Source organism: Bacillus sp. H1a (assembly GCF_000633475.1).
GTDB lineage: Bacteria > Bacillota > Bacilli > Bacillales > Bacillaceae_G > Bacillus_A > Bacillus_A paramycoides.
The window spans coordinates 16,820-42,955 of record NZ_AYMH01000073.1; the positions used below are offsets into that span (position 1 = coordinate 16,820).

Below are 26,136 nucleotides of genomic sequence, written 5' to 3' on the forward strand. Positions count from 1 at the left end.
CATAATAAGTAAAAGAAAGATAGTTCTTTTTACAGTGTAGTATTTTCCTTTTAAGAAAGTAGGTACAATAAGAATAGAAAGAAGTACTAGTGAGATTAGAATTTCAAACGAGGAGAGTGCCATTTGAAAAAAAGAAAAATAGCGGTTGTAATTGTAACGTATACAGTGTTGCTCGCGACATCTATACATACATATAAAGAGCAATTGGATCATCCTATTATGAGCGATGTAGGGAAGTTGCTTCCAACAAAGATTAAACGCGTTGAAAATGCTGAGGATGAGAGTTCGTTAAAAAAGCTGGTGCAAGATGCAAATGTTTCTGGAGAGAAGATTTCCATTGCAGGTATGCAACATAGCCAGGGCGGACAGACGTATTATCCGAACGGTACGATGCTTGATATGAAAGGCTATAATGAAATATTAGAGTTTAATCCGGAGAAGAAGAGGATTAGGGTACAAAGCGGTGTGACATGGAATGACATTCAGAAGAAAATAAATCCATACGGCCTTGCGGTTCAGGTGATGCAATCTCAAAATATTTTTACTGTTGGCGGTTCGTTAAGTGTAAATGTACATGGGCGTGATATTCGTCATGAAGCATTGATTGATACAGTAGAGTCGTTCAGATTGTTAATGGCAGATGGTACAGTACGTAATGTAAGTAGAGAAGAAAATGCTGACTTGTTTCCGTATGTAATTGGGGGATATGGATTATTTGGCGTGATTTTAGATGTGACGCTCAAGTTAACGAATGATGAATTATATGAAACGCATACGAAGGTAATAGATTATAAGGAGTACTCTTCATATTTTAAGGAGAAGGTGAAAAAGGACGAGAATATACGGATGCATTTAGGACGTATTTCTGTGGCCTCGAATTCGTTCTTGAAAGAAATGTATGTGACAGATTATGTATTGGCAGAAGATCAACAGAAGCTGAAAGAGTACAGTAAATTAAAAGAGGAAACTATTATAGCTGCACCAAAATTTTTGCTTGGATTATCACGTTATAGTGATTGGGGAAAGAATGTATTTTGGGATATACAAAGAAGCTATTTTGAACGTACAGATGGTAAGTACGAAACTCGGAATAATGTAATGAGATCTGATAGTGCTTTTATGGAATACGATAATCCAAACTTGACCGAAGTTTTACAAGAGTACTTTGTACCAATAGATGGTTTTGCAGAGTATATAGATGATTTACGAAGTGTTTTAAATGAAGAGGAATTAAATCTTCTTAACATTACAATTCGCTATGTAGAAAAGAATGAGAATGCGGTGCTATCTTATGCGAAAGATGATATGTTTGCGCTTGTGCTTCTAATTAATCAAGGACGTTCTGAGGATGAAATAAAGAAAACAAAAGTAGTTATTCAGAAGATGATCGATGTTACTTTAAAGCATAATGGAAGTTATTATTTGCCGTATTATTCTTATCCGGCAAAGGAGCAGCTAAAGAAAGCGTATCCTAGCATAGAAGAATTCCTTCAGAAGAAGAAAGAAGTAGACCCGGGGGAAAGATTTGTGAATTTATTTTATAAGGAGTATAGCAAATGACATATAGAAGATTTGTAGCCTCACAAAGCATTATTATGATGGCTGGTAGTATGGTATTTCCGTTTTATATACTATTGCTTCGGAATGTTGGAAATAGTTTCTCGCAGTTTGGCTGGGCATACGGCTTATTTGCTTTAACTTCAGCCCTAGTATATCCGTTAGTTGGGAGAATTTCCGATAGAGTAGGTGATAGAAAGTTATTAATTATATACGCTTGGTCTATGGCTATATTGATGCTTTGTTTCCCAATCGTAACAGAAGTTTGGCATGTGTATATTCTCCAAATTTTAATGGGTGTTCTAGGTGCTGTGCAGCGTAATACGGAGAAAACATCGTTAGCACGAAAGGTAGAACAGAAGAAAGCTGGATATGAAATTGGAAAATATCACGTGTGGACATCGATTGGAGGAGCAGTAGCAATTATCGCAACTGGCTATTTAGTGGATTTCTTTACGATTGGCACAATTTTTTATATTGCCTCAGTGTTGTATATGGTGAGTGGATTTGTGTTAAGTAGTAAAAAAGTATAATCATTCCCATTTTTACCTGATTCCCCTTTATTTGTTATACTTATGGAGAAGACAAAAGAAAAGGGGACATTGCCTTTGATGAAATTTTTAGTTTTAGCTATTCTCACTTTATTTTTGATTCCATGGACAAGAAGCGGTAATAAACTTCGCGCAGTGGATAAAGGGGGAGATGAGAAGGTTGTAAAGGGTAAGAAATCATCTATTTTAGTTATTCCAGTTTTATTTTGGATTGGTATTGCAATCTATGAATATTTTTGGTTAATTGATGATCGGGTAGATTCAATTCTTACTCATTATTCTGTTGCAGTAGCGATCTTGATTGGGATTGTCTTATTTTCACAAGATAAGATAGGGAAATTAGAAGGTACTTTAAAGGGGCTTCTAATGCTTGTATTACTCGTAAGTTACGGTTATTTTGGTTATTTACATGATATAGTAATCTCGCAAAAGAAATATGATTCTGTTGTGAAGGTAGAGAAAGATATTTCAGAGCCATTTACTGAAAATGATCAACCGTTTACAGTGCCGCCTAAAACAGCGGAAAATAAAATGAAAAAGGTATTTGGTGATATTCCGAAAGTAGCTTATTTTGAGCTAGGGGAATTAACACCACAAATGGTAAATGGTGAAGCCTTGTATGTAGCACCAATTGAAGTTTCAGGTTTCTTTAAAGCACGTAAGGCAGGAACAATACCAGGCTACGTAACGATGTCAGGTACAAATCCTGATGCGGAAGCGAAATTACATCTTGGATATGAAATGAAGTATGTACCAAGCATGTTTTTCGGTAATAAGTTAGAACGCGTTGTTCGAAAAGCAGAGCCAGATTTAATCTTTAAAGGGAAACCAAAATTTGAAATTGATGATCAAGGGAAACCGTATTATACAATGACGTACGGTGAGTTTATTTCAGGAAGATCAGGATTTGAAGTAGAAGGCGTTGTCGTTGTTGACGCACAAACAGGTGATGTAAAGCGATATGATAAAGGGAATGCACCTAAATTTGTTGATGGTGTATTAAATCATGAAACAGCATCTACGTTAAATACGTACTTCGGGAAATATATTCACGGATTTTGGAATACGAAATTCTCACAAACTGATATGAAGATTCCGACTGAGTGGGGGACAAAGGAAGGTGTTACACCAATCTTCGGTAAGGATGGAACTTTATATTACTTTACTGATTTCACCTCTCCGAAAGAAGGAGTAGATTCTGCCCTCGGTTACTCATTAGTCGATGCACGTACAGGAAAGCTGTATTATTATAACGGAAAAGAAGTAAAGGGAATTATGGATGGTTCGGCTGCTACAGAAGTAGTGGATAATTCCTTTAAGAGAGAGAAATGGCATGGAACGATGCCGGTTATTTATAACGTATACGGTAAACCTTCTTGGATTGTACCGGTTATTGATGACGGGGGATTAGTACGTGCTCATACTGTTATATATGCTTCTAATGCAAAAGTATTTGCGACAGGTTCGACTCAAAAAGAAGCACTTGAGAATTATAAAAATGCGCTGAGCGGAAGTGGTGACTCATTTAGACCGACTTCAAATGGAAAAGAAGCGCAAAAAGAAGGTACTGTTCAACGTGTATATAAAGAAAAATCAGGTGAAAATACGATTGTGTACGTACTGTTAGAGAATGAACAAAAAGTATTTATGATACCTGCGAAGAAATTTCCATATGCTATGTTTACAGAAGTGGGGGATCCAATTCAAATCACATATTTAGATACAGGAGAGGCGATGTCATCCGTATCTAAATTTACAAATAGCAATTTGAAAAAGTAAAGCGATAGAGATTCTATCGCTTTTTTTACATTATTAAACAGGAAAATACGGGATACTTGACGTATATTTATGTTGTAACTATAATTGTTACGATTCGACATTTATATGAAAGGGTGAATGGAAAAGGTGAATGGAGTTAATCACGAAGTATATAAACCTGTAAAGACAAACAGGTTATGGATGATTCTTGTATTAGGGACACTTACGGCAATTGGGCCATTATCTATTGATATGTACTTGCCCTCTTTACCAAAGTTAACGGATGATTTACAAACGGGAGCATCTCTCGCGCAGCTGACATTAACTGCATGTTTGCTTGGGCTTTCAGTAGGACAATTATTTGTTGGTTCAATTAGTGACATTTACGGAAGGCGCAAACCTCTCATTATCGCTCTTATTATTTATGTTGCTTCTTCCTTACTCTGTGCTGTAGCACCATCTATTTGGAGTTTAGTGCTTTTACGTTTCTTACAAGGTGCTTCAGGATCTGCTGGGATTGTTATATCACGTGCAATGGTACGTGATATGTATTCAGGTTCTGAAATGACGAAATTTTTCTCGCTACTTATGTTAGTAAACGGAGCGGCACCTATTTTGGCACCGATTATTGGGGGACAATTATTACAGTTCACATCATGGCGCGGCGTTTTTATCGTTCTTGGAGCAATTAGTGTATTCATGCTAATATCAGCTACTTTCGTATTACGTGAAACATTACCTCCTGAAGAAAGAGAGACAGGTGGATTGTCAGGAACGTTGGCAACATACGGAAAGCTTCTGAAAGACCGTTTGTTTATGGGATATGCATTGTCGCAAGGATTAGTAACGGCTGCAATGTTTGCTTATATTTCTGGTTCACCATTTGTGTTGCAAAATATATACGGGGCATCACCGCAAGAGTTTAGTTTGTTCTTTGCGATTAACGGTATTGGTATTATTATTGCTAGCCAAATTACTGGCCGCTTAGCAGGGAAAGTTAATGAGAAAACTTTATTTGTTTTCGGTATTGTTATTGCGGCTGTTGGTGGTCTATCGTTACTACTTACAATCGTATTGGGAATAGGTCTAATTGGTGTTTTATGCTCGTTATTCCTTGTCGTATCAAGTGTTGGGGTTGTATCAACAACTGGCTTCTCGTTAGCGATGAGAAATCAAAAACAAGCAGCAGGAACAGCATCAGCCTTACTAGGTTTATTACAGTTCATTTCAGGAGCACTTGTTGCACCGTTAGTAGGTATTGGTGGAAGTAATACAGCATTGCCTATGGGCGTTGTTATTGCGCTTTGTGAAGTGGGAGCCGTGTTATGTTATTTATTTATGGCGAAACGAAGTGAAAAACAATTTGATTTGCAAAAAGGGTCAAATATAGAAGTATAGGAAAATAAAAAGTGATGACACGTTGTCATTGCTTTTTATTTTAAAATTATAAAACTGATTATTCGGTAATTTTATTGTTTTCAGTTTATTTTTTACTTATAATGGATATTGGGTCTGTCCTATATTCTATAAAGAGTATAGGGGATACAGATAATAGAATGGTATCAATAATAGGGGAGGAATATTTTTTATGTTTAAAAAGGTAAGTGCAGTAACCCTTGTATCACTTTTAGCTTTATCGCCCGTTGTAGCGTTAGCAGCACCGGAAGGTAATAATGTGAAGCAAGTAAATGTGGAAAAAGTAGATCAGGGAACTGGAAATGAAAATAAGGATGCGAAATTAAAAGAACCAGAACAAAAGAAAGATCAGAATCAAGGAAATAAAGAAATTTCTAAAGAAATAGAGCAGACTATAAAACCAGAAGAAAAGAAAGAATTAAAAGAACCAAAACCTAGTGTAGAAAAGAAATTGGAACCAGTAGAAGAAAATAAACAAGAGCAAAAGAAAGAGAATGTAGGACAAAAAAATGTAACACCTGCCAAACCGGTAACACCGTCAGAGCAAGTTACTAATAAACCGTTAGCGCCACCTTCTTCAAAAATAGATGAAGATGAGGCAATAGATATATCTAATTTTAGTGGGAATGTAGTAGGAAAAGCGAAATGGGACCCGAAAGAAAATCATTATGTATTAGATATAACAGCAACAGTAACAAATAAATCTCAGGAAAAGGCAATTGACCTTTATCTTGGTATAGCTATACCAAAGGGGTTAGATGGAGATTTTAAAGATGTCCATGGAGTAGAACTTGAGGACGGTTCTAAGGCGATTGCAATTCAATTGCCAGAAATGGATGCGGGCAAAACAGTTACAAAAAATATTAAGATACCTGTTCTAGGAAATGTAGCAGGTGAAAAAGTAAGTAAAGATATCGAATTATATTTAATTGATCATGCGAATAATGAATATGAGCCTCTTGGGAAAATTAAAGGAAGTGCCAATATTGATTTCTCAGAAATGAACAAAGATATACGTTTTGAAGGGAAGGTAAAGGCAACAACATGTGTACAGAATTTAAAGGAAAATCAATTTACACTAGATTTCTTATTAACAACTCAGAATTTAACAATTGAGGACTTAAAGGGATTTGATGTGGAAATTGATGTTCCAAAAGATATTAAATTAACAATTCCTGATCATTATAAGCAAGCGGAAATTCCTGACTATTTAAAGGATGCTTCTTTACAAGAAGGGCTTCGTGAAGGGGCAATGAAGCTAGATATTAAATGGAACGGAAATATAGCGACAATCCCAGTGCAAACAATGGAAGCAGGAGAAGGATCTGTATTGTACTTCCAAATTGTTGGTGAAACGGCTAAGAATTTAAAAGATTTAAAAGTGACCTTTACTGCAAAACGTGGAGATCAAACTGTAAAGAAACAAGTAGCGATTGAAAAAGTAGAAAATAAAGATTGTAAAAAGCAAGATGATAAAAATACAGCAGGAAATAATAATGGTGAAGGGAAAGGAACTGGAAATAATACACCTAATACAAAAGAGCCAAATTCAAATCAAGTAATCGGTAAACCGAATCAAATTACACCAACACCAGTAACACCAACACCAGTAAAAGTGAGTGATAAAGTATCTTTGCCAAAAACGGGTGCTTCACAAAATGATAATTTACTTACATTAGTGGGTGTTGTTATGCTGGCGGGAAGTGTTCTCGTATATAAACGTAGTCGTATGAATGTGAATAAATAAGAAGCGGTAAAGATACATAGTAAATTTTCCGTTTAAAAAGACCTGGTAAAGTTATTACCGGGTCTTTTTATATCTATATCTTTGTTCTCTATGTGTGCTTACAGTTTTGGAAGGTGGCATAGTAAAGTGTGCAAAAGTTACTTGAATAAAGTGACGATACTGTGACAAAAATGTTGGTATATATATTAAGAAATCATCTTAAGTGCAAAATTTAGGATGTTCTCGGTATAATAAAACAAGTGGAGATAAGAGAAACTGTAATTTGTAGTAGATGTAGATAAAAGGAGAATAAGAGATGAAGAAGATTTTCGGTATTGCAATGCTTGGGAGTATGCTCCTTCTTGCGGGATGTAATGGAAATAAAGACACGAAAGATACGAAAGAACCGAAAGAAAAGGTAGAGCAATCTACTGAACAGACAGAAGATATGAAAGTGTATCGCGAGGTACATGAAAAGTATGATGTGAAGATGAACAAAGAAATTAATAAAGCGTTACAGTTATTTGAAGTGGCAAAAGAAAAGGGCGGTAAGGAAATAACTACTGCTAAATATAAGGAAGACGTGCAAAAGGTAACAACGGGCATGTTAGAAGATATTGATCATATGCGTAAAGAAATTCGTGTACCGAAGTCGAAAGAACAAGAACATGAATTATATGTTGGCTTCTTAAATGAGTCAGAACAAGCAATGAAAAAATTGCAGAAGTTAGCAGAAGAAGAAGACTCATCGCTAATTCGTGATATAGAAATTAATTTTTCAACAGCATCGACATACTATAAACGTTTTCAAACAGAAACGGAAAAATAGCCTTGCATGCACAAGGTTATTTTTTCTTCTTACCATCTCCGTCTTCATCCTCGCATACTAATACTTTCTGCTCTTTGTGAAATTCTGACATTGTTTGGTCGGTTCTCTTTTAGATCCAATTACCAAACTAGATTTATATGCAGGTGATGGCTCGAATAACTATGCAAAATGGCATAATAAAGAATTTGACGCTTTAGTAAAAGAAGCAGAAGTTGAACAAAATGAAGATAAACGCTTTGATTTATTGCACAAAGCAGAAGATATCATGTTTACAGATTCACCGTTAATCCCAATTATATTCCCTTCTGATTCCTACTTACAAAAAGGATCAGTACCGGGACTTCAATATTATGTTGGATCTAAGTCAGATTTAAGATATGCAAAAATAAAGAAGTAGGCAACCGCCTACTTCTTTATTTTACTTCTCTTTTATATTCTTTTTTCGTTCCATCAGAGAAGACAACTTTTAAATCGAATTTTTGATAGTCTTTATCAAGTTTGAATACATTTACTACTTGATCAATTACCTCTTGATCTGGTGTGTTTTTATCAAATTTTAATTCTTGTAGAAGAGGGCTTAATTTTGTAATAGCCTCGTCGCCTGTGAACTTTACATCTGTTTTATGGTCTTCAATTTTTGCTTCCATTTTTTTATCTGCTGCTACATTTTTATAATCAGCTTCGTAGTCTTTCTTCGTATCTTGATAGTCTGCTTTTAAATCAAATTCATTAAAGTTTAGCTTTAAATCTGCAGGAGCTTCATTCTTTGCCTCTTCTGTCGTCTTCTTATTAGAAGTTGTATCTTGTTTTGCAGGAGCTTTACATCCTGTTAATGCAGGTACTAGCATAAGAGCTAATAAAGCTGATAGTAAAATTCTCATCATAAATTCCTCCTTAATGTAACTTTATTCTATAAAAGTTTTTCCCAATTTCATGTAATTATGTATGTGTTGAAAATAAATTATTTTCTCATAGCTTCAAGGATTAATCCGCAATTTAAATCAAATAGGATTTGTATGTATATGGAAAATTGAAGTTGTGGGGAGGTACTGAAATGGATGAAGAGTATAAAGAGATGATAAAAAAAGCAATCGAATATATAGAGAATCATTTGCATGAAGAGCTTACGATAGAAAGAGTGGCATCTTACAGTACAGTATCGATGTATTATTTTCATCGTATTTTTCAAAGTTATATCGGGATGAGTGTAACGGATTTGGCAGAAAGCTTTTATGAAACGCTTTTAGAAGAGCCGGCAAATCTGCAATTTGAAGAAGTAGAAAAATAAAAAGTAGGGAGAAAAGATATGCTCAAATGTGTGAAACTGATAAGTATTAGCTTAGTAGTATCCTCGTGCATTATGGGAATCAACTATTTAATTAGTTGTCTTTGGTCAGGACATATACCTTCTCTGATATGGAAAACATATTTGATGTTTATATTTATTATGAGTTTTAGTTCAGTACAAAAAGAGAGCTGACAATAGTCCTTTTTGTCTTCTTATCATTAAAACAAATACTTATCACTGTATTCGGAAATACAGGTATACTCTCCGGGATTATTTCCCGTAACATACGCAGCAAATGGTTATTATACAATAATATTCGACGGAGTTAGTTTAGAGAAAAATATTATTTCATTATTGTTTATTATTTTAGTTACACAACTGGTAGCAGTAATTGTTATATGTATAAAAGGTATAGTAAAGGGAAGAAGTTCTGTAGTTAAAGAAGTATAGAGTAAAAAAGGTATCCTTCATGTGGATACCTTTTTACTGGGTTTTATTATTTTGCAACTTCTGTCCATTTGTAGTTAAACTCACCGCCGAAGTCAGTTGTTACAAGTCCTTTAATAAATCCGCGTTGTAGGTAAGAACGACCTTGTTGATATAAAGGAGCAACAGCACCATCTTGTAATAAGATTTTTTCAGCTTGCTTCATTGCTTCCCAGCGAGTTTTTTCATCACCGGCTAAATCTGTTTCTATGAATTTATTTTTCGATTTTTGCCCACTTGAAGTTTAACTGGCCTGCAAAGTCAACTTGCACAATTCCTTTTACATAAGAACGTTCAAGATAAGATTCTCCTTTTTGATAGAGAGGAGCGATAACAGAGTCTTTAAATAATATTTTCTCTGATGCTAGTAATGCTTCAAAGCGGGCTTTTTCATCACCAGCTAAAGTAGTTTTGACTTTCTCAATTGTGTCATCAAACTCTTTATTAGAGTAATGATCTAAATTGTAAGGATTATTTGTTGTAAATAGTTCAAGGAATGTAATTGGATCAGCAAAGTCAGGGCTCCAACCGTCAATTCCAATTTCATATTCACCTTTCAATAATAATGAAACCTGCTGCTTACGCGGCTGAGGTTTTATATTAATCGTTAAGCCATCTAGGTTTTTTTCTAATTGTCCTTTTAAAAATTCCCCTGTTTTCTTCTCAAGGTCACCATCACTTGTTAATAGTTCTAATGTTATTTTTTCAGATCCAAGTTCTTGTTTTGCCTTTTTCCATAATTCTTGTGCAGATTTTGTATCGATTTTTGTTAAATCGCCGTTTGCAGCACGGAAGTCTGTTCCATCGGGACCTTTTGCAAAATTTTTCGGAATGAGACTATAAGCTGGTATAGAGCCATCATTTAATAACGTATTTACAAAGGATTTCCGATCAATTGTTTGAGCAATTGCTTGACGTGCAGAGACGTTTTGAAGTACTTTGTTTTGTTGATTCATACGTAAAAATTGTACACCTACGTTTGGACGTTCTTTAAAGTTTCCATCCTTTTTATACTTATCAACGAAATCAGATGTTAATTTTATGCGGTCTAATTGTTTCGATTCGAATAAATTTACTTCCGTTGATTTTTCTTTCACAACGTTGAAATTGATTTCTTCGAGTTTGACATTATCTTTATCCCAATAAGTAGGGTTTTTCTTAAATTTAAAGCTTTGTTCATGCTTCCAATCGCTTAGTGTAAAAGCTCCGTTGTACAAGATGTTATTATCTTCTAAAGCATACTTATCACCTTGTGATTTAAAGAATTCCTCGTTGATTGGTAGAAATGTTGGGAACGCCGTTAAGCTAATAAAGTATGGAACAGGACGCTCTAATTCTACTTCAAATGTATGGTCATCAACTGCTTTTACACCAAGTTGATCGGCTGGAAGCTCTTTGCTGTTAATTTTTTTAGCGTTTTTAATATCAAAGAATAAAAAAGCATATTCAGAGGCTGTTGCTGGATCGACAGCTCTTTGCCAAGCGAAGACAAAATCTTTCGCTGTTACAGGTGTGCCGTTCGACCATTTTGAATCTCGTAAATGGAATGTGTATTTCGTTTTATCACCACTTACTTCATGAGATTTTGCAACACCAGGAACAGGTTTATTACCTTCACCAAGATTATATAAACCTTCAAATACGTTTCTCATTACTTGACCAGAATCAGTATCAGTAGCACGAGCCGTATCCATTGTTCGAATCTCGGTAGGGGAAGATAAGTTTAAAACTTGCTTACTAGGTGCCTCATCTTTTGCATTTGCTCCGCTCGCTTCGTTTTTATAACTACCGCAACCAGTTAATAAAATACTTACTCCTACAACTGATGCAATACCGGGTACAAACTTCTTTTTCATTTGATTTTCCTCCTAAATAATTAATAAGATTGGATGATGATGAGGGAATGAAAAATAAAAAATCCCTCTTTTCGTATTGAGAAAGAGGGATTTTTACGTACAAGTTATGCACCCGTATATAAACGAAGTCCCTCATTCTATCTTTCAAGCATAAAGCTTGCAGGAAGTGGCACAGTATTCAAAATGAACCTGTTGCCGAGGTTTCAAAGGGCCAGTCCCTCCACCTCTCTTGATACAATGAGTAAACAAATTGACTATATTCATTTTTTTGTTTCTTTGATAATTCAAAATCTTACACCTTAGAGAATGAAGTGTCAATTGAATGTAAAATAGTTTAAATTTTCAGTTTTTAAAAAAGAACCACTGCATATGTACAGTGGTTCTCCTATTTAGAAGTTAAAGTTATCTGGGTCTGGACCAACGCGATGATTTTCGTTTAAAGCTTGAATTGCCTTCATATCATCAGTGCTTAATTCGAAATCGAAGATATTCGCATTTTCAATAATACGGTGTTCTTTAATAGACTTAGGAATTGTTACAACTGCATTTTGTAGATCCCAACGTAAAATCACTTGTGCAGTTGATTTGTTATATTTTGCAGCAATTTCTTGTAATGTTGGATTATCCAGTAGTTGTCCCTGCATTAATGGTGACCAAGCTTCAAGCTGAATACCATGCTCTTTACAGAAAGTATGCAATTCTTCTTGCGCTAAACGTGGATGGTATTCTACTTGGTTAACCATTGGCTTAATTTCTGCAATTTCAAATACGTCTTGCAGGTGGTGAATATGGAAATTACTCACACCGATAGCACGAACACGACCATCTTTATAAAGCTTCTCTAAAGCTTTCCATGATTCAGTGTACTTTCCTTTTACAGGCCAATGTACTAAGTATAAATCTAAATATTCTAGACCTAATTTTTCTAATGTAGTTTCAAATGCTTGTAATGTTGACTCGTAACCTTGATCACTATTCCACACTTTTGAAGTGATGAATAGTTCTTCACGAGGGATGCCAGATTCGCGAATTGCTTGACCAACGCCTTCTTCATTTTTATATATCGCAGCAGTATCGATGCTACGGTATCCATTTTTTATAGCTGCTTTTACAGAATTAATTACTTCTGTACCGTCTTCTACTTTAAAAACACCTAAACCGAACCAAGGCATTTTCACGCCATTATGTAATGTTGTGTAGTCGTTTAAACTTATTAAAGTCATATTAATTCCCCCTAGCTTTTTTATTGGTTGCTTCAATTGCTTGTTGAATGACCTCTGAAAAATTATTTTCATATAGAACTTTTAAGCCTTCGGCGGTTGAACCTCCAGGTGTTGTTACTTGTTCGCGGAGCACAGCTGGATCCTGATTTTGCTGGAGCATAGCGGCAGAGCCAGCAATCATTTGAATGACAAGGTGTTTCGCTGTTTCCTCATCAATTCCATAGCTTTTCGTTGCTTCAATTAACCCTTCAGCAAAGTGGTAGAGAAAAGCAGGTGCACTACCAGTAACTGCGGTAAGTTGGTGAACTTCCTCTTCGGTACAAGATTGCGAGGTACCGATGCCTTTTAAAAGAAGTTGTAACGTTTCTTGATGTGTTTCATCTACGGAATGTCCCGTCGTATATAAGGAGATAGACTTTCCAATTTCAGCAGCTGTATTTGGCATAATCCAGGCAACAGGTGTCCCTTGAGGAAGTCTTTCTTCTAGGTAAGATGGTCCGATTCCAGCAGCAACTGTTACGACAAATTGGTCGGTTAGAAGAGGAAATAACTCCTTTAATAACTGTTCATGTGCAGCAGGCGGCATTGCTAAAACAATTGTATCTACAGATTTAATATGCTGCTTCCAATCCGTTGTAATCGATATATCATATTGAGTTTGTAATTGCGTTAGTTTTTCTACATTGCTTCGGTTGGAAACGATAATTTCTTCGATGTATTCTTTACTAGTTTTGAGTAATCCGGAAAATATAGCCTCTGCCATACGGCCGGCACCAATAAATAAAATTCGATGTTTATTAGGCATATCCTTTATTCCTTTCTAATGAGAAAATGTTATAAAAAACGATACCATTTTTAAGAGCTTCTTGTAAAAAGAAAAGGCTTTTGCTAAGCCGAAAAATCTTAGAAAATTGGCATTTATGGATTTTGTATAACATAGTTAGCATTGTGATTTATATTTCAACTGGCTTATACGTCATGCTAATATTATCTGTTATTAATCTGTTTTTATGTATTGATGGCTTGCTAGAATGGAAGAGAAACTATAAAAAACAAAATCATATAAATAATTATATTTAAAAAATAATTGCAATAAAAAACCCCCTGAAGCATATACGCTTCAGGGGGTTTAAATATAGTATAAATTTATGATTTCGTCATACCAAGTAATACGGCGCCGCCGATAATTAAAACACTACCTAGTGCAATAAAGATCAATTGACGTTTTGTTTTCTTTTCACCTAAGAAGACAATTGCACCAAATGTTGAGATAACGATTCCAGTTTGAGATAATGGGAAGCTTGTTGCTACTCCGACACGTGGTAGTGAAAGAAGTAAGAATAAGTTTCCTGTTCCCCATAGTAAACCAGATAAAGCATTACGAATTGCGTATTTGTTAAATGGTTTATGTTTAGATGTCAGTACAACTGCACCAACAAACATACCAACTGCCTGTGGTAAAATAGCAGACCAACCATCAATGTTATACCAACGAATAATAATTACATATACAAGATAGCCGAAAGTAGAAACAATTAAAGTAAGAAGTCCCTTTTTCAATTGTCCTGGTGGCTGTGCATTTTCTTTATCATCTAGTGATGTGAATACAACACCAACTACGATTAATAGGATTGCAATCGTTCCCAGAACAATCGTTGTAGTAGTAGTCCACTCACGAAAAGCGATAACTCCAAAGATAGAAGTTGCAACAAGTTGCATACCAGTGGAAATAGTTACAGTAGTTGAAACACCTAGTTTTTCAACTGTTTTTAATTGGTTTACTTGTCCTAAAGCCCAGAATAAACCTGAAATAAAACCAACAATCAAGATTGTCATTGTTAAAGCTGGTTGAGTAAATACATACATAATTGTTGCGAAGAATAGAGCACCGATTGTCATACCTACCGTTTGGCTATATGCACCACCGCCCATTTTTACGCTTACTAATAAGATGTTTCCCCATGCGATTGCAGGAAGAAGCGCTAATAAAATGTCCATTACAAGACTCCCTTCGGTTTTCTATACCAATATAATTACATATCGTTCTAACGATCGGTAATGCCCCACTAATAGAGTAGAAGATTACCGATCGCTAAAACAGGATGAAGAACTTACGATATAAATGCGTTTTCATTTCTTCATTTTTTGAAACACCTCCATATAATAACAGGAAATTGACTATTTTAGAAAGTAAATTCAAATAGAATGTATATTTTAATAAAAAATAAGATTCAGTTATTTTATAGCGATATATTTTATTTCTTAGGAAATAAAGAAGCAGCCTTTGTCGAAAGCTGCTTTAGGAAGTGGTAATTCGCTTATTAATGAGTTGAATACATAATAAAAATAGAAGTGACATGCTAATCGTTATGATGACAAGTGTCCAAGCGAGTTGCATATTACTTGCATCGATAGCCATATAAATTGCCGTTGGAATCGTTTGTGTTTTGCCTGGTATATTTCCTGCAAACATTAAAGTGGCACCAAATTCACCGAGTGCGCGAACAAAGCTTAAAATCATACCGCTAAGTAGTGCGGGGAATGCAAGCGGGAGTGTAACGTGTAGAAAAACTTGATACTCACTTGCACCAAGGTCGCGCGCGCCATCTTCAATTTGTACATTTGCGATAGAAAATCCTGTTTTTGCTGATTGATACATGAGCGGAAATGCAACGACTGTAGAAGCAATGATAGCAGCAGTAGATGTAAACATAATGGACTGCTGAAATAATGATTCAATCCACTTTCCAATGGGACTGTTATTTCCAAAAATGATAATGAGAAAAAAGCCGATAACAGTTGGTGGAAGTACCATCGGTAATAAAAAGATGGTTTCTAGTAGTACTTTATATCGCCACGAGGAGCGTGCTAACGCCCGTCCAATAATCGTTCCCAAAATCGTAACGATAACGGTGGCGCATGCAGCTACTCGTAAGGATAGAAAGACAGGTGACAAAATTGTATCAAAGCTCATAGTAATTATGGCAGGATTGTAAATCCGTATTTCTTAAAGATAGATTGTGCATCTTTTGACTGCAAATACTCATAGAATGAAGTCGCCTCTTTCTTATGCTTAGATTCCTTTATAACACCTAAAGGATAGTGGATTGGCTCATGGGAATCAGCTGCTGCCGCCTCTCCAATTTTTACTTTGTCTGAAACGAGAGCGTCTGTTTTGTATACGATACCGGCATCAACATTACCTGTTTCTACATATGTTAACACTTGGCGAACATCTTTTGTAAATACGATTTTATTTTGAACGTCATTCCAAAGATTTTCATGTGTGAGAGAAGCTTTTGCATATTTTCCTGCAGGTACAGATTCGGGTGTACCGAGTGCTAATTTTTTGATTTTCTCATCTTTTAAATCTTGAAATTTTGTAAGAGAACTATTTTTAGGAACGACTAGAACTAGTTCGTTTCCAAGAAGATTTTTTCCTTCTTTTTCATTAATGACTCCTTTTTTAACGAGGGTTTGGAATTTATCTTCTGCTGCAGAGAAGAATAAATCAGCAGGCGCACCTTGTTCAATTTGTTGTTGAAGTGCACCGGAAGCACCGAAGTTAAAAGAAAGCTTAATAGTTGGTTCTTTCTCTTTATATTGCTTTTCAATTTCTTTTAATGCATCTTGTAAACTTGCAGCAGCTGATATAGTAAGCTCTACTGTTTTTCCTTCTTTAGCAACTGATCTTTCTTTCTTTTCTCCGCTTGAACAAGCTGCACTGAATATAAGAAGAAAAGAAAGTATAAGTACCCCAATGGATCGTAATGTGAATTTGTTCATAAAAAAATCCCCTTTCGTTTACCATATTAATTATAACTAATTATATTTAATTATAAATAGTTATAATTGAACATATTTAGAAATATGTGATTGTTTTTAAAAACTAGGAGAAATATTCTTTTCTTTGTTACAATGAAGGGAGAAAGTGAGGAATCGTCTATGGATCATCATTCCTACACAACGGAAGAAGTAGCAAAGCGATTAAAAGTATCAAAATTAACTGTATACGACTTAATTAAAAAGGGCGAACTCCCTTCTTATAGGGTTGGTAGACAAATGCGCATTGATGCAGCGGATCTAGAACAATATATAAAGCAAATGAAAACAGGTAAGGTACAAGTTACTCCTGTAAAGAAGGACGAAATTAGTAGTTCGAATACACGCATCATTAGTGGTCAAGAACTAACGTTAGATATGCTGGCAAAACATATAGAAAATCGTTTGCCAAATTCTAATATATTAAGGGCGTATCAAGGTAGTTTAACGAGTTTAGTGAAGATGTACCAAGGAGAAGGAAGCGTCGTTAGTTTGCATTTGTTTGATGGTGAAACGGGTACATATAATGTTCCTTACGTAAAACGTATTTTAGTTGGACAACCATGTATTATGATTAATTTATTAGCAAGAAATGTTGGGTTTTATGTGCAAAAAGGAAATCCCAAAAATATAAAAACATGGGCTGATTTATCTCAGTCATCTATACGATTTGTAAATCGAGAAAAAGGTTCTGGTATTAGGGTGTTAGTGGATGAGCAATTGCGAATTCAAAAATTAAATAAAGAAGATATTAGCGGATATGAATGGGGAGAATCAAATCACCTTGGTGTTGCCTCGCAAGTTGCGAATGGAAAGGCTGATGTTGGAGTAGGATCAGAAAAGTTTTCGCAAATTGTAAACGTAGACTTTATTCCGATAAGGAAAGAACAATATGATTTAGTACTTCTGAAGAATAAAGAAAATGAGGAACTTATTGAGGTTATGAAAGAAGTTTTGCAATCTGAAGAGTTTCATAATGAATTAAAAGCAATTGGTGGATATGATATAAGCAAAACAGGCCAAATTATATATGAAACAAACTAAAAAGCTGCTTGTCTATAAGACGAGCAGCTTTTTCTATATATAAAGGGGTTTGGGGAAATAAATTGTTAAACGAGACTTTGAGCAAGTGTGTAAATGAAAGCCGTAAGAAGAGCTGCTCCACTTGCAAGTCCGATAAAATCTGATTTGTTGAAAGTAATGTTGTTCATCATAATCTCTCCTTATTTGTTTAATGTAGTTGCAACAGCCTTTGCATCGACAAGTGCGGATAGCACCATGCCCATTGTGTTAAAAAATTTGTTTGATTTCATTTTGTTCATCATGTGTATCCGCTCCTTTTCGAATTGTTGTTGCCCTGCTTTCTGTCTTAATTATATGAAATATAGGTAGTTGCAACTATCGAATTAGCTTACGAGAGGATTACACTTTTGTAAGAAAAAAAGACATTCGTGTAAGAATGTCTTTTAAAGCATATTGATATGATGGTGCTCCGTAATTGTTTTTAAAAAGCTACGCATCGAATTGGTCATGTAGCTATCTTTACGGCGTATGAAAACAGTTGAAATACTGCCGTATTTTTCGGGAATTGGATGGCAATGTACTTTACCTGCTGTAGAAAGGTGCTGCACCGCAGATTGGGGGACAAGTGTAATCCCAAGACCGAGCGCCACACTATTTAATATTGTTTCTAATATGTTAAATTCCATAATCCTTTTTGGCAGCAAACCTTCATCTTTAAGCCATCGTTCTAGCTTGGAACGGTATCCACATCCTTGATTAAAAACGAGTAGGGGCGTCGTAGTAAATTCTTCTATATGAAAAGCTTTATTTTGTGTAATAAGCATTAATTTCTCGGTACTAACATCGTATTGTTCAATTAGTGGATGTTTAATAGGACCTGATATAAAGGCACCATCTAATTGATGATCGAGTACTTCTCTAATAAGTTCTTCCGTTAGACCAGCTTGTAATGATAAATCGACATTTGGGTAGCTTTTATAGTAAGAAGATAAGATGGTAGGCAATGTACTGACTGTTTCGACTGTACCGATTTTTAATATACCAGATGGTGTTTCACTGTCTAAAAATACTTGTTTTAGCTCTTCAACATCTTGCAAAATTTTATTAACATAAACAAGCGTTTTTCTTCCTTCAGCTGTTAAAGTCATGCCTCGTTTATGGCGATAAAAGAGCGGTGTTTTTAATTCGTTTTCTAACTGTTTAATACGTGCTGTTACATTTGATTGTACGTAATTTAATTCTTTTGCTGCGCCACTTACACTACCGCGATCAGCAACGCTCTGGAAGATTTGTAAGTCTCGTAATTCCATTTTATGCTCCTCCTTGATGTTAACTATCATTATAAATGATAGTTAACATCATTTTGAATCATTTTACGTGATATATTTTTTCTTTTACAATTCTCTTTGTGCAAAAAGAAAGAAGCGGGGGATTGTGGTGAGAAAAGGTCAAATGATAATAGGTGCTTTAGCATGTTTAATTGCGAGTATGTCATGGGGAGCGATGTTTCCTGTTGCTGATCACGCACTAGAATACATAGATCCATTTTATTTTTCATCTATTCGTTATGGGGCGGTAGCAATTGTACTGATTGCATTATTGCTGCTGAAAGAAGGAAAGAAATCATTTTGCTTAGAAGGAAGAGGGAAGTTACTCGTCTTTTTTGGAACAATGGCGTTTACTGTATATAATGTATTAGTTTTTCTAGGACAAATGTTAATGGGAAAGCCAGGTGTAATGGTAGCTTCTATTATGGAAGCACTTATGCCGATGATTTCAATTTGTATTTTATGGGGATACAAGCATATAAAACCGAAAAAGTATATGATAACGAGCATGATTATCGCGTTTATAGGGGCTATATTTGTTATTACCAAAGGTGACATGAGTTTCTTTTTAACATTGAAAGATAACATGTTTTCACTAGCATTCATATTTATTGGTGTTGTAGGATGGGTTATTTATACGATGGGTGGTCAAACGTGTAGCGATTGGTCAACATTACGTTACTCAACATTAACTTGTGTATTTGGGACAGCAGTTACAGGGGTTATAACAATAATCATTACGGCACTTGGATATGTATCAGTTCCAAGCATGGGAACGATTTCTATTGTGAAATATGATTTGTTATTTATGATGACGTTACCAGGTATTGTAGCGCTACTTGCTTGGAACTACGGTGTGAAAATCTTATCATCAATTAATGGGATTTTATTTATTAATTTTGTGCCAATTACTACGTTAGTTATTATGATGATGCAAGGATATAAAATAACAATGTTTGATATTGTAGGAACATTACTTGTTATTACAGCGCTTATTCGTAATAACGTTTGTCAAAGAAAAGAAGAAAATATAAGTAAGCAAGTTTTACAAGAAGAGCAATTACGCCAAGCCGTTTAATAGGCAATTGGAGGATTTTACATGTTAGAAAGTTTAGTATTTTTCTTTGCCGTTGGAGTTGCTTGCGAGCTTGCAGCAATTAATCGAAATGGCCGTAAGAAGATAAAACAACAAGCTGAACTGATACAGCTTCTAAAAGAATTAAAGGAAAGAAAAATTTAAGAAGACGACCGGGCATAGACGGTCGTCTTCTTCTATATAAAGGGGAAAGGGGACACAAAGTTATAGGGTCGTAGCAGCGTAGATGAAAGCAGTAAGAAGAATCGAGCCGCTAGCTAGTCCTAAAAAATCTGATTTGTTAAAAGTCATGTTATTCATTATAAATTCTCCTTACTTGTTTAATGTAGTAGCAACAGTTTTTGCATCGATAAGAGCGGATAATACCATGCCCATTGTATTTAAGAAATTATTTATTTTCACTTTGTTCATCATATAGATCCGCTCCTTTTCAAATGGTTGTTGTTACTTTCTGACTTAATCATATAAGATATTGAAGGGAGTCACTATCGAATTAGCTTACAAGAAAATTACACTTTTGTAAGAATTGAAATTTAACAATTAATACTTAATTTTATTACCAACTACTATAACTTAGTGTTATAATCGTTGTAAGAAAACGATTATACTTCGGATGTTCAGAAAGGAACGAAACAAATGTATAAACCAATTACATTTTCGTTGAAATATATATTTAAAATGGCTGGGAAAGTAGAAGTACAAGGGAGAGAGAAATTACCCGAAGGTGGCCCTTATGTTGTTGCTTGCACACATACAAGTTTTATGGATGTTCTAATGTTAGCGGCAGGAATGTATCCAACCCAAATTCATTACATGGCAAAAAAAGAATTGTTTGAAGGTAAATTCAAAAATTGGTTTTTTAAAAATGTAAATGCGTTCCCCGTAGATCGTGCGAATCCAGGGCCAAGTACACTAAAAATCCCCTCTCGTTTATTAAAAGAAGGAAAAGTAGTAGGGATTTTTCCAAGTGGGACGAGGTCATCAGAAGACGTTTCATTAAAAGCTGGTGCTGTTACAATTGCAATGCGTTCTAACGTCCCGTTAGTACCAGCAGCTTATATTGGTCCATCGAGTGTAAAAGAATTGATAAAAGGAAAAAAAGCGCGATTAGTTTTTGGGGACCCAATTCAAATCGATGCTGGAGAACAAGTGGATCGAAAAACAGCTATGAAAATGATGACAGATCAATTAAATGAAAAGTTTGAAGAACTAAAGGGAATTTTGCAGACAAATTAAAAATAAGAAAAGACGACCGGGCATAGACGGTCGTCTTTTCTATTACTATTTATATAAAGGGGAAAGGGGACACAAAATTATATAAGCGTAGCAGCGTAAATGAAAGCAGTAAGAAGAATCGAGCCGCTAGCTAGTCCTAAAAAATCTAATTTGTTAAAAGTCATGTTATTCATTGTGAATTCTCCTTACTTGTTTAATGTAGAAGCAACAGATTTTGCATCGATAAGAGTGGATAATACCATGCCCATTGTATTTAAGAAATTGTTCGTTTTCATTTTGTTCATCATATAGATCCGCTCCTTTTCAAATGGTTGTTGCCCTGTTTCTGACTTAATTGTATGAAATATTACGGAGAGTCACTATCGAATTAGCTTACAGGAAAATTACACTTTTGTAAGAAAAACGAATGGAGGTGTAATGATTAGAAGATTTGACATATGTTCATGGGATTCATTAAGTTAAAAGTAGAGGTGAGTGTATGGCTAATATTAAAGATATTGCAAAGATGGCTGGGGTTTCAGTTACGACTGTTTCAAGGGTGTTAAATGATCATCCATATGTAAGCGAAGAAAAAAGGAAAGTTGTTTTAGAAATAGTTGAGAAATTGAATTACTCACAAAATGCAAATGCTGTCCATTTATCAAAAGGGAAAACGAATATTGTTGGTGTGATTTTACCTTATATTAATCACCCATGTTTTGATGCGATGGTGGGTGGAATGATGGAGGTCGCATTGGCTCGCAATTATCGAGTGCTTCTTTGCCAAACGAATTACAACAAAAAAGAAGAAATGAAAAGTTTACATATGTTGAAAACAAAGCAATTAGATGGTCTTATTATTTGTTCGCGTGCAAATGATTGGGAAACGATCGAGCCCTATGCTTCTTATGGGACAATTATTGCCTGTGAAGATAATGATATTCCGAATATCTCAAGTGTATATACAAATCATTCGGCAGCTTTTCAATTAGGAATGAATTATCTTATTGAGAAAAGTTATAAAAAAATTGGTTATTGCACGGGAAGAAAGTTAGGGCCGAGTAGTCAAAAGCGTTTTGATGTTTATAAACAGCAATTGCAATCCATAGATGAGGAAGTCATTGAAGAATGGATTTTTACAGAATGCTTTACATTGGAAGATGGTGTAAGAGTGGCTCATAGGTTAAAGGAGATGAAGAGTCGCCCTGAAGCATTAATAGTAGCAGGAGATGAAGTTGCTATTGGAATCATGACAGAAGTTGAAAAGTTAGGTATAAAAGTTCCTGAAGATTTAGCGATTATTGGCTTTGATAATCAGCCGATCTCACAAGTGCTACAATTAACAACTATTGATCAAAATTTAAAGGAGATAGGTAAAACAGCTTTTGAAATGTTTTATCGGCAAGTGAGCGACGAGAGTTCTAAACAAGAAAAGGTGGAAATTCCGTATGAACTTGTGGAACGCTCAACCGTTTAGCTGGAATCCGTTATGTGTATAATCGCATAACGGATTATTTTTTTTGAAATGCCTTTGACAGGAAACGCGTTTCATACTTTATAAAAGAGTTAAACCGGTCTGTAATAATCCATGGATTCTTTTCAAGTGTTTAAAACAATGAATAGAATTTGGAGGAATATGCATGAATGAGCTTTTATCGAGTATGAAAAAATATGTAGAGGATGACGAAAAGATTTTAGCTTTTGTGGTAGGGATATTTGAGAAGGGTGATTTCGCTTTAGCCTACCGACATGGGATTTTCGCAGCCACTACTAGACGTCTCCTTTTTTACGGGAAATTTCCGTGCTATCCTGCAATATTTGAAGAGTATTCGTATTTGCATATAGATGACATAGATTTCCGTCCATGTTTCGAATTTACTTGTAATCATGAAATGGTTAGAGCTAAGTATATTCAGAAAGGGAACGTGGAGCGATTTGTTCGTACAGTTAGAGCAAATATGAATAATTAATCACCCCCTTGTTTAAACATAATGTCATGGTCATTATGAGAAAAAATGCGTAATAAAAACCACTTCTAAACCTCTAGGAGATAGTGATACAATGTCAAATGGGGGGAGGTATGAACTATGGTTAATCAACGTGTGAAGGAAATCGCATTAATTACAATCGGTTCATTACTATTTGCAATTGGTATTAATTACTTCGCAATTCCAAACCGTTTATCAGAAGGCGGAATCATCGGTCTAACGGTTGTTACTTATTATTTATTTGATTGGTCACCAGGAATTGTAAATTTTGGTTTGAATGCAATTTTATTAGCTGTAGGTTATAAATTTTTTGATAAGAAAACGATGATTTACACAATTATAGGTATTGTGGAAACATCTTTGTTTTTATATGTTACAGAGCACATTCAGTATCAAGTAAATGGTGATACATTATTAGCAGCTTTATTTGCTGGTGTATTTGTAGGTATCGGATTAGGATGTATGTTCAAAGCTGGAGGTACATCAGGAGGATCAGCAATTTTAGCACGGTTAGCAAACCAATATTTAGGTTGGAGCGTTGGGAAAGGTGTGCTTATTATTGATATCGTTGTAATTGCTGGTTCTGTATTTATAATAGGACAAGAAAAGGCAATGTATACACTTGTTGCTGTATTCATCGGAGCGAAAGTGATTGATTTCATTGTAGAAGGTATGGATACAAAAACGGCTGTTACGATTATTTCGAATCAACCAGACTTAATTCGCGAGACCATTACGAACAACATGACACGCGGTGTTACTGTGTTAGAGGGGCGCGGCGGATATACTGGTAAAAATAAAGAAGTATTGTATGTTGTTATTAATAAGCAAGAGCTTGTTAAGTTAAAGCAAGTTATTAGTCGAGTCGATGAAGATGCCTTCGTTGTCATTCACGATGTACGCGATGTACTTGGCGGTGGCTTTAAAGCGAGTTAGAAGATGAGCGAGAAAATTCGTTCATCTTTTTTTTATTCTTACAAAAATGTAAGGGGATTGAATGGTAGACTCATTTCCTGCTCTTTAGAATGGATGTATAAGTATCCTGCAGAGGAGGAAGATCAATATTATGAAGAAAAAAATGATTACTACTGTAATAGCGATGATAGCGATAGTGGTATTGTTATTACCTACGAAACTTGGACCAGTTATTGATAAATATAATCCGCTTTATACGACGAAAGAGTACTATACAATTGTAAATACGATTGGTCAGCACGTTGGTGATGAATGGTATGAATATGAATTTATTGCATTTGATGAACGTGGAAGAGAACAAAAAATAAAGAAAACAGTGAAACATATGCTAAAGACAGACGAGGCGTTAAGAGTTTTTGCGAAAGGTCGCTATGGTGAGCCGATTGAAGAGATTGAGACTGCAAGCATTCCAATAAATGCGAAGAGCAAGCTTTTGGCGATGAGATAGCAAAATATACCCCCATCTATTTTTTTGTCGAAAGGCAAAATACTAGGTGGGGGTATATTGTTGTACGTAAAAAAATGCCCTAGTTCATATAAACTAGGGCATTTTTTATATAAAGGGGAAGGGGACACACTGAAGTAGCATAAGTGAAAGATATAAGAAGAGTAGGCTACTAGCAATGTAATTTGGTTATGTGAGTGCTCTTCTTATTTGGTTCGCTTTCTAACTTTATTTTACGAAATATACGTAAGAAGAACTATCGAATTACATTACACATATCTTACAAACATGTAAGCCTCCTGTAATGTAATTCGATAGTTAGATGTTAGTAAACTAAATATAATGCAAATATAAAGTTTTAATTTTTTACTTTCTGTTTTGTAATGTTAATGAAGAACGAAAAACCAACTAACTTTGAATAGCCCTCATCTTAGCTTAAGATGAGGCCCTTTTTTTAAACCTTACAATATTGTAAGGTTTACGTAAGTTAATTCGATAGTAATTTTGTCATATTTTTTGCATAATAGATACAAATAGATAAAATAATTAGGGATATAGTAAGAAGGGAGAAAAATGGGATGCGTAAAGAAGAAGTAGTGAAGTTTCCAATTAAAGATTTCTGTAGCTACTTTACTGTTGCCGTAGTGTGTATTGGATTATTTGATATAATAACAAACTTAGTTGTTAAATAATATAGATGAAAAACAAGAAGGGAAATCCTTTCTTGTTTTTTTTATGGGGGCATAAAGATGAAATGGATTGATAGTCATATACATGTTGATCAATACAAAGATGAAGAGAAAAGCAGATTACTTAAAGATGTGGGGAATAGTAAAGAGATAAAGGGGCTTGTTGCAGTATCTATGAATTATCAATCATGTAAGGAAATTTTATCATTAGCAAAGAAGTATCCCTTTATATACCCGGCGATAGGATTTCATCCGGAGCAACCGGTTCATAAAGAAGAATGTGAGCGTATATTTAAATTAATTGAAGCTCATGTTGAGGAAATCATTGCGATTGGTGAAGTGGGACTCCCATATTATTTAAAGAAAGAAGATGAAGATATTACTGTAAATTCATACATAGCCGTATTGAAAAGATTTATAGAACTAGCTAGTGAGTATGATTTGCCGATTATTTTGCACGCAGTTTATGAAGATGCTGACATTGTATGCGATTTACTTGAAGAATATAAGGTTTCACGTGCACACTTCCATTGGTTTAAAGGAAGTGAAGAAACGATGAAACGGATGATGGGGAACGGTTACTATATTTCTATCACACCGGATGTTTTACATAAAGAGAAAATTAGAAAAATCGTTTCGTATTATCCGCTTGAATATATGATGGTAGAAACAGATGGACCGTGGGAATTTCAGGAGGATACGATGACACATCCTTATATGATAAAAGATGTATTACAAGAAATTAGTATAATAAAAAAAATATCAGTAGAGAAAGTTACTGAGCAAATATATGAGAATACGGTGCAATTTTATAGAGTTAGTGAGTCATAATAAAAAAACACCAAGCATTTGCTTGGTGTTTTTA

General features: G+C 35.0%; 26 protein-coding genes, 5 pseudogenes and 1 riboswitch. Of the genes and pseudogenes, 19 read left to right on the plus strand and 12 right to left on the minus strand.

Going from position 1 to position 26,136, the window contains the following annotated elements:
- Nucleotides 1-123 precede the first annotated feature (123 nt).
- The 7 genes and pseudogenes from U860_RS0127645 to U860_RS0127675 form a co-directional block, all read left to right on the plus strand.
- Nucleotides 124-1,560 carry an FAD-binding oxidoreductase gene (locus U860_RS0127645; RefSeq protein WP_025151054.1) on the plus strand — a complete coding sequence of 479 codons (1,437 nt, stop codon included), beginning with the start codon at nucleotides 124-126 and terminating at the stop codon, nucleotides 1,558-1,560.
- Nucleotides 1,557-2,090, plus strand: coding sequence for an MFS transporter (locus U860_RS0127650; protein ID WP_002175405.1), 534 nt, complete (start codon nucleotides 1,557-1,559; stop codon nucleotides 2,088-2,090). The genes U860_RS0127645 and U860_RS0127650 overlap by 4 nt, the downstream gene beginning before the upstream one ends.
- Before the next feature lie 78 nt (nucleotides 2,091-2,168).
- Nucleotides 2,169-3,887, plus strand: a complete 1,719-nt coding sequence (locus tag U860_RS0127655; RefSeq protein ID WP_025151055.1) for a DUF3981 domain-containing protein — start codon at nucleotides 2,169-2,171, stop codon at nucleotides 3,885-3,887.
- A gap of 117 nt (nucleotides 3,888-4,004) precedes the next feature.
- Nucleotides 4,005-5,264 (plus strand): multidrug effflux MFS transporter, encoded by a 1,260-nt coding sequence (locus tag U860_RS0127660; protein WP_029953135.1) that lies wholly within the window; start codon nucleotides 4,005-4,007, stop codon nucleotides 5,262-5,264.
- A 190-nt stretch (nucleotides 5,265-5,454) separates the two neighbouring features.
- Nucleotides 5,455-7,029, plus strand: coding sequence for an LPXTG cell wall anchor domain-containing protein (locus U860_RS0127665; protein WP_025151057.1), 1,575 nt, complete (start codon nucleotides 5,455-5,457; stop codon nucleotides 7,027-7,029).
- A gap of 295 nt (nucleotides 7,030-7,324) precedes the next feature.
- Nucleotides 7,325-7,837, plus strand: a complete 513-nt coding sequence (locus U860_RS0127670; protein ID WP_002175401.1) for a hypothetical protein — start codon at nucleotides 7,325-7,327, stop codon at nucleotides 7,835-7,837.
- Between the two features lie 100 nt (nucleotides 7,838-7,937).
- Nucleotides 7,938-8,234 (plus strand): annotated as a pseudogene (locus tag U860_RS0127675) (peptide ABC transporter substrate-binding protein); the annotation flags it as partial.
- Nucleotides 8,235-8,250: 16 nt separating this feature from the next.
- On the opposite strand, the gene U860_RS0127680 reads toward U860_RS0127675, so the two are convergent.
- The gene (locus U860_RS0127680) at nucleotides 8,251-8,718 is read right to left on the minus strand and encodes a YusW family protein (RefSeq protein WP_025151059.1); all 468 of its coding nucleotides are present in this window, start codon (nucleotides 8,716-8,718) and stop codon (nucleotides 8,251-8,253) included.
- A 173-nt stretch (nucleotides 8,719-8,891) separates the two neighbouring features.
- On the opposite strand from U860_RS0127680, the pseudogene U860_RS0127685 reads away from it, so the two are divergent.
- A pseudogene (locus tag U860_RS0127685) lies at nucleotides 8,892-9,053 on the plus strand (AraC family transcriptional regulator); the annotation flags it as partial.
- A gap of 260 nt (nucleotides 9,054-9,313) precedes the next feature.
- A pseudogene (locus U860_RS36110) lies at nucleotides 9,314-9,575 on the plus strand (hypothetical protein).
- A gap of 46 nt (nucleotides 9,576-9,621) precedes the next feature.
- Here the strand turns inward: U860_RS36110 and U860_RS34405 are convergent.
- From U860_RS34405 to proC, 4 genes and pseudogenes are all read right to left on the minus strand, one after another.
- Nucleotides 9,622-9,822: pseudogene (locus tag U860_RS34405) on the minus strand (peptide ABC transporter substrate-binding protein); the annotation flags it as partial.
- Between the two features lie 4 nt (nucleotides 9,823-9,826).
- On the minus strand, nucleotides 9,827-11,467 hold the full coding sequence (locus tag U860_RS0127695; RefSeq protein WP_025151061.1) for a peptide ABC transporter substrate-binding protein: 1,641 nt from the start codon (nucleotides 11,465-11,467) through the stop codon (nucleotides 9,827-9,829).
- Nucleotides 11,468-11,601: 134 nt separating this feature from the next.
- Nucleotides 11,602-11,706: riboswitch (SAM riboswitch) on the minus strand.
- Between the two features lie 150 nt (nucleotides 11,707-11,856).
- On the minus strand, nucleotides 11,857-12,690 hold the full coding sequence (locus U860_RS0127700; RefSeq protein ID WP_025151062.1) for an aldo/keto reductase: 834 nt from the start codon (nucleotides 12,688-12,690) through the stop codon (nucleotides 11,857-11,859).
- Between the two features lies 1 nt (nucleotide 12,691).
- Nucleotides 12,692-13,495, minus strand: a complete 804-nt coding sequence (gene proC / locus U860_RS0127705) for a pyrroline-5-carboxylate reductase (protein ID WP_025151063.1) — start codon at nucleotides 13,493-13,495, stop codon at nucleotides 12,692-12,694.
- An 80-nt stretch (nucleotides 13,496-13,575) separates the two neighbouring features.
- Here proC and pnuC point away from each other — a divergent pair.
- A pseudogene (gene pnuC, locus U860_RS34410) lies at nucleotides 13,576-13,770 on the plus strand (nicotinamide riboside transporter PnuC); the annotation flags it as partial.
- Between the two features lie 66 nt (nucleotides 13,771-13,836).
- On the opposite strand, the gene U860_RS0127710 reads toward pnuC, so the two are convergent.
- The 3 genes from U860_RS0127710 to modA all read right to left on the minus strand — a co-directional run bounded on the left by U860_RS0127710 (nucleotide 13,837) and on the right by modA (nucleotide 16,476).
- On the minus strand, nucleotides 13,837-14,688 hold the full coding sequence (locus U860_RS0127710) for a GRP family sugar transporter (RefSeq protein ID WP_002175392.1): 852 nt from the start codon (nucleotides 14,686-14,688) through the stop codon (nucleotides 13,837-13,839).
- A 301-nt stretch (nucleotides 14,689-14,989) separates the two neighbouring features.
- Nucleotides 14,990-15,664, minus strand: coding sequence for a molybdate ABC transporter permease subunit (gene modB / locus U860_RS0127715; RefSeq protein WP_025151064.1), 675 nt, complete (start codon nucleotides 15,662-15,664; stop codon nucleotides 14,990-14,992).
- Nucleotides 15,665-15,669: 5 nt separating this feature from the next.
- Complete coding sequence (modA, locus tag U860_RS0127720) at nucleotides 15,670-16,476, minus strand: molybdate ABC transporter substrate-binding protein (RefSeq protein ID WP_025151065.1); 807 nt, start codon at nucleotides 16,474-16,476, stop codon at nucleotides 15,670-15,672.
- 132 nt (nucleotides 16,477-16,608) lie between these two features.
- Between modA and U860_RS0127725 the strand changes: the two genes are divergently transcribed.
- Nucleotides 16,609-17,556 (plus strand): helix-turn-helix transcriptional regulator, encoded by a 948-nt coding sequence (locus U860_RS0127725; RefSeq protein WP_025151066.1) that lies wholly within the window; start codon nucleotides 16,609-16,611, stop codon nucleotides 17,554-17,556.
- Nucleotides 17,557-17,621: 65 nt separating this feature from the next.
- Here the strand turns inward: U860_RS0127725 and U860_RS34415 are convergent, their stop codons facing one another.
- The gene (locus U860_RS34415) at nucleotides 17,622-17,723 is read right to left on the minus strand and encodes a DUF3948 family protein (RefSeq protein WP_002091422.1); all 102 of its coding nucleotides are present in this window, start codon (nucleotides 17,721-17,723) and stop codon (nucleotides 17,622-17,624) included.
- Nucleotides 17,724-17,978: 255 nt separating this feature from the next.
- Nucleotides 17,979-18,845 (minus strand): LysR family transcriptional regulator, encoded by an 867-nt coding sequence (locus U860_RS0127740; protein ID WP_025151067.1) that lies wholly within the window; start codon nucleotides 18,843-18,845, stop codon nucleotides 17,979-17,981.
- Nucleotides 18,846-18,972: 127 nt separating this feature from the next.
- Here U860_RS0127740 and U860_RS0127745 point away from each other — a divergent pair, with 127 nt between their 5' ends.
- Both U860_RS0127745 and U860_RS32130 read left to right on the plus strand, forming a co-directional pair.
- Nucleotides 18,973-19,941 carry a DMT family transporter gene (locus U860_RS0127745; RefSeq protein ID WP_025151068.1) on the plus strand — a complete coding sequence of 323 codons (969 nt, stop codon included), beginning with the start codon at nucleotides 18,973-18,975 and terminating at the stop codon, nucleotides 19,939-19,941.
- Nucleotides 19,942-19,962: 21 nt separating this feature from the next.
- Nucleotides 19,963-20,103 (plus strand): YrzO family protein, encoded by a 141-nt coding sequence (locus U860_RS32130; RefSeq protein ID WP_002175385.1) that lies wholly within the window; start codon nucleotides 19,963-19,965, stop codon nucleotides 20,101-20,103.
- Between the two features lie 60 nt (nucleotides 20,104-20,163).
- Here U860_RS32130 and U860_RS34425 read toward each other — a convergent pair whose 3' ends face one another.
- A complete protein-coding gene (locus U860_RS34425) occupies nucleotides 20,164-20,259 on the minus strand; it encodes a DUF3948 family protein (RefSeq protein ID WP_081806955.1) in 96 nt (31 codons plus the stop codon).
- A gap of 336 nt (nucleotides 20,260-20,595) precedes the next feature.
- Here U860_RS34425 and U860_RS0127765 point away from each other — a divergent pair, with 336 nt between their 5' ends.
- Nucleotides 20,596-21,195, plus strand: coding sequence for a lysophospholipid acyltransferase family protein (locus U860_RS0127765; RefSeq protein ID WP_002175384.1), 600 nt, complete (start codon nucleotides 20,596-20,598; stop codon nucleotides 21,193-21,195).
- 77 nt (nucleotides 21,196-21,272) lie between these two features.
- Here U860_RS0127765 and U860_RS35430 read toward each other — a convergent pair whose 3' ends face one another.
- Nucleotides 21,273-21,368, minus strand: a complete 96-nt coding sequence (locus tag U860_RS35430) for a DUF3948 family protein (protein ID WP_002124767.1) — start codon at nucleotides 21,366-21,368, stop codon at nucleotides 21,273-21,275.
- A gap of 305 nt (nucleotides 21,369-21,673) precedes the next feature.
- Between U860_RS35430 and U860_RS0127780 the strand changes: the two genes are divergently transcribed.
- The 5 genes from U860_RS0127780 to U860_RS0127805 all read left to right on the plus strand — a co-directional run bounded on the left by U860_RS0127780 (nucleotide 21,674) and on the right by U860_RS0127805 (nucleotide 26,102).
- Entirely contained in the window at nucleotides 21,674-22,651 is a 978-nt protein-coding gene (locus tag U860_RS0127780) for a LacI family DNA-binding transcriptional regulator (RefSeq protein ID WP_025151069.1), read from the plus strand.
- 163 nt (nucleotides 22,652-22,814) lie between these two features.
- Nucleotides 22,815-23,144, plus strand: coding sequence for a PH domain-containing protein (locus U860_RS0127785; RefSeq protein ID WP_025151070.1), 330 nt, complete (start codon nucleotides 22,815-22,817; stop codon nucleotides 23,142-23,144).
- A 117-nt stretch (nucleotides 23,145-23,261) separates the two neighbouring features.
- Entirely contained in the window at nucleotides 23,262-24,098 is an 837-nt protein-coding gene (locus tag U860_RS0127790) for a YitT family protein (protein WP_025151071.1), read from the plus strand.
- Between the two features lie 130 nt (nucleotides 24,099-24,228).
- Entirely contained in the window at nucleotides 24,229-24,585 is a 357-nt protein-coding gene (locus U860_RS0127795) for a YxeA family protein (protein ID WP_025151072.1), read from the plus strand.
- A gap of 746 nt (nucleotides 24,586-25,331) precedes the next feature.
- Entirely contained in the window at nucleotides 25,332-26,102 is a 771-nt protein-coding gene (locus tag U860_RS0127805; protein ID WP_025151073.1) for a TatD family hydrolase, read from the plus strand.
- Nucleotides 26,103-26,136: the final 34 nt, after the last annotated feature.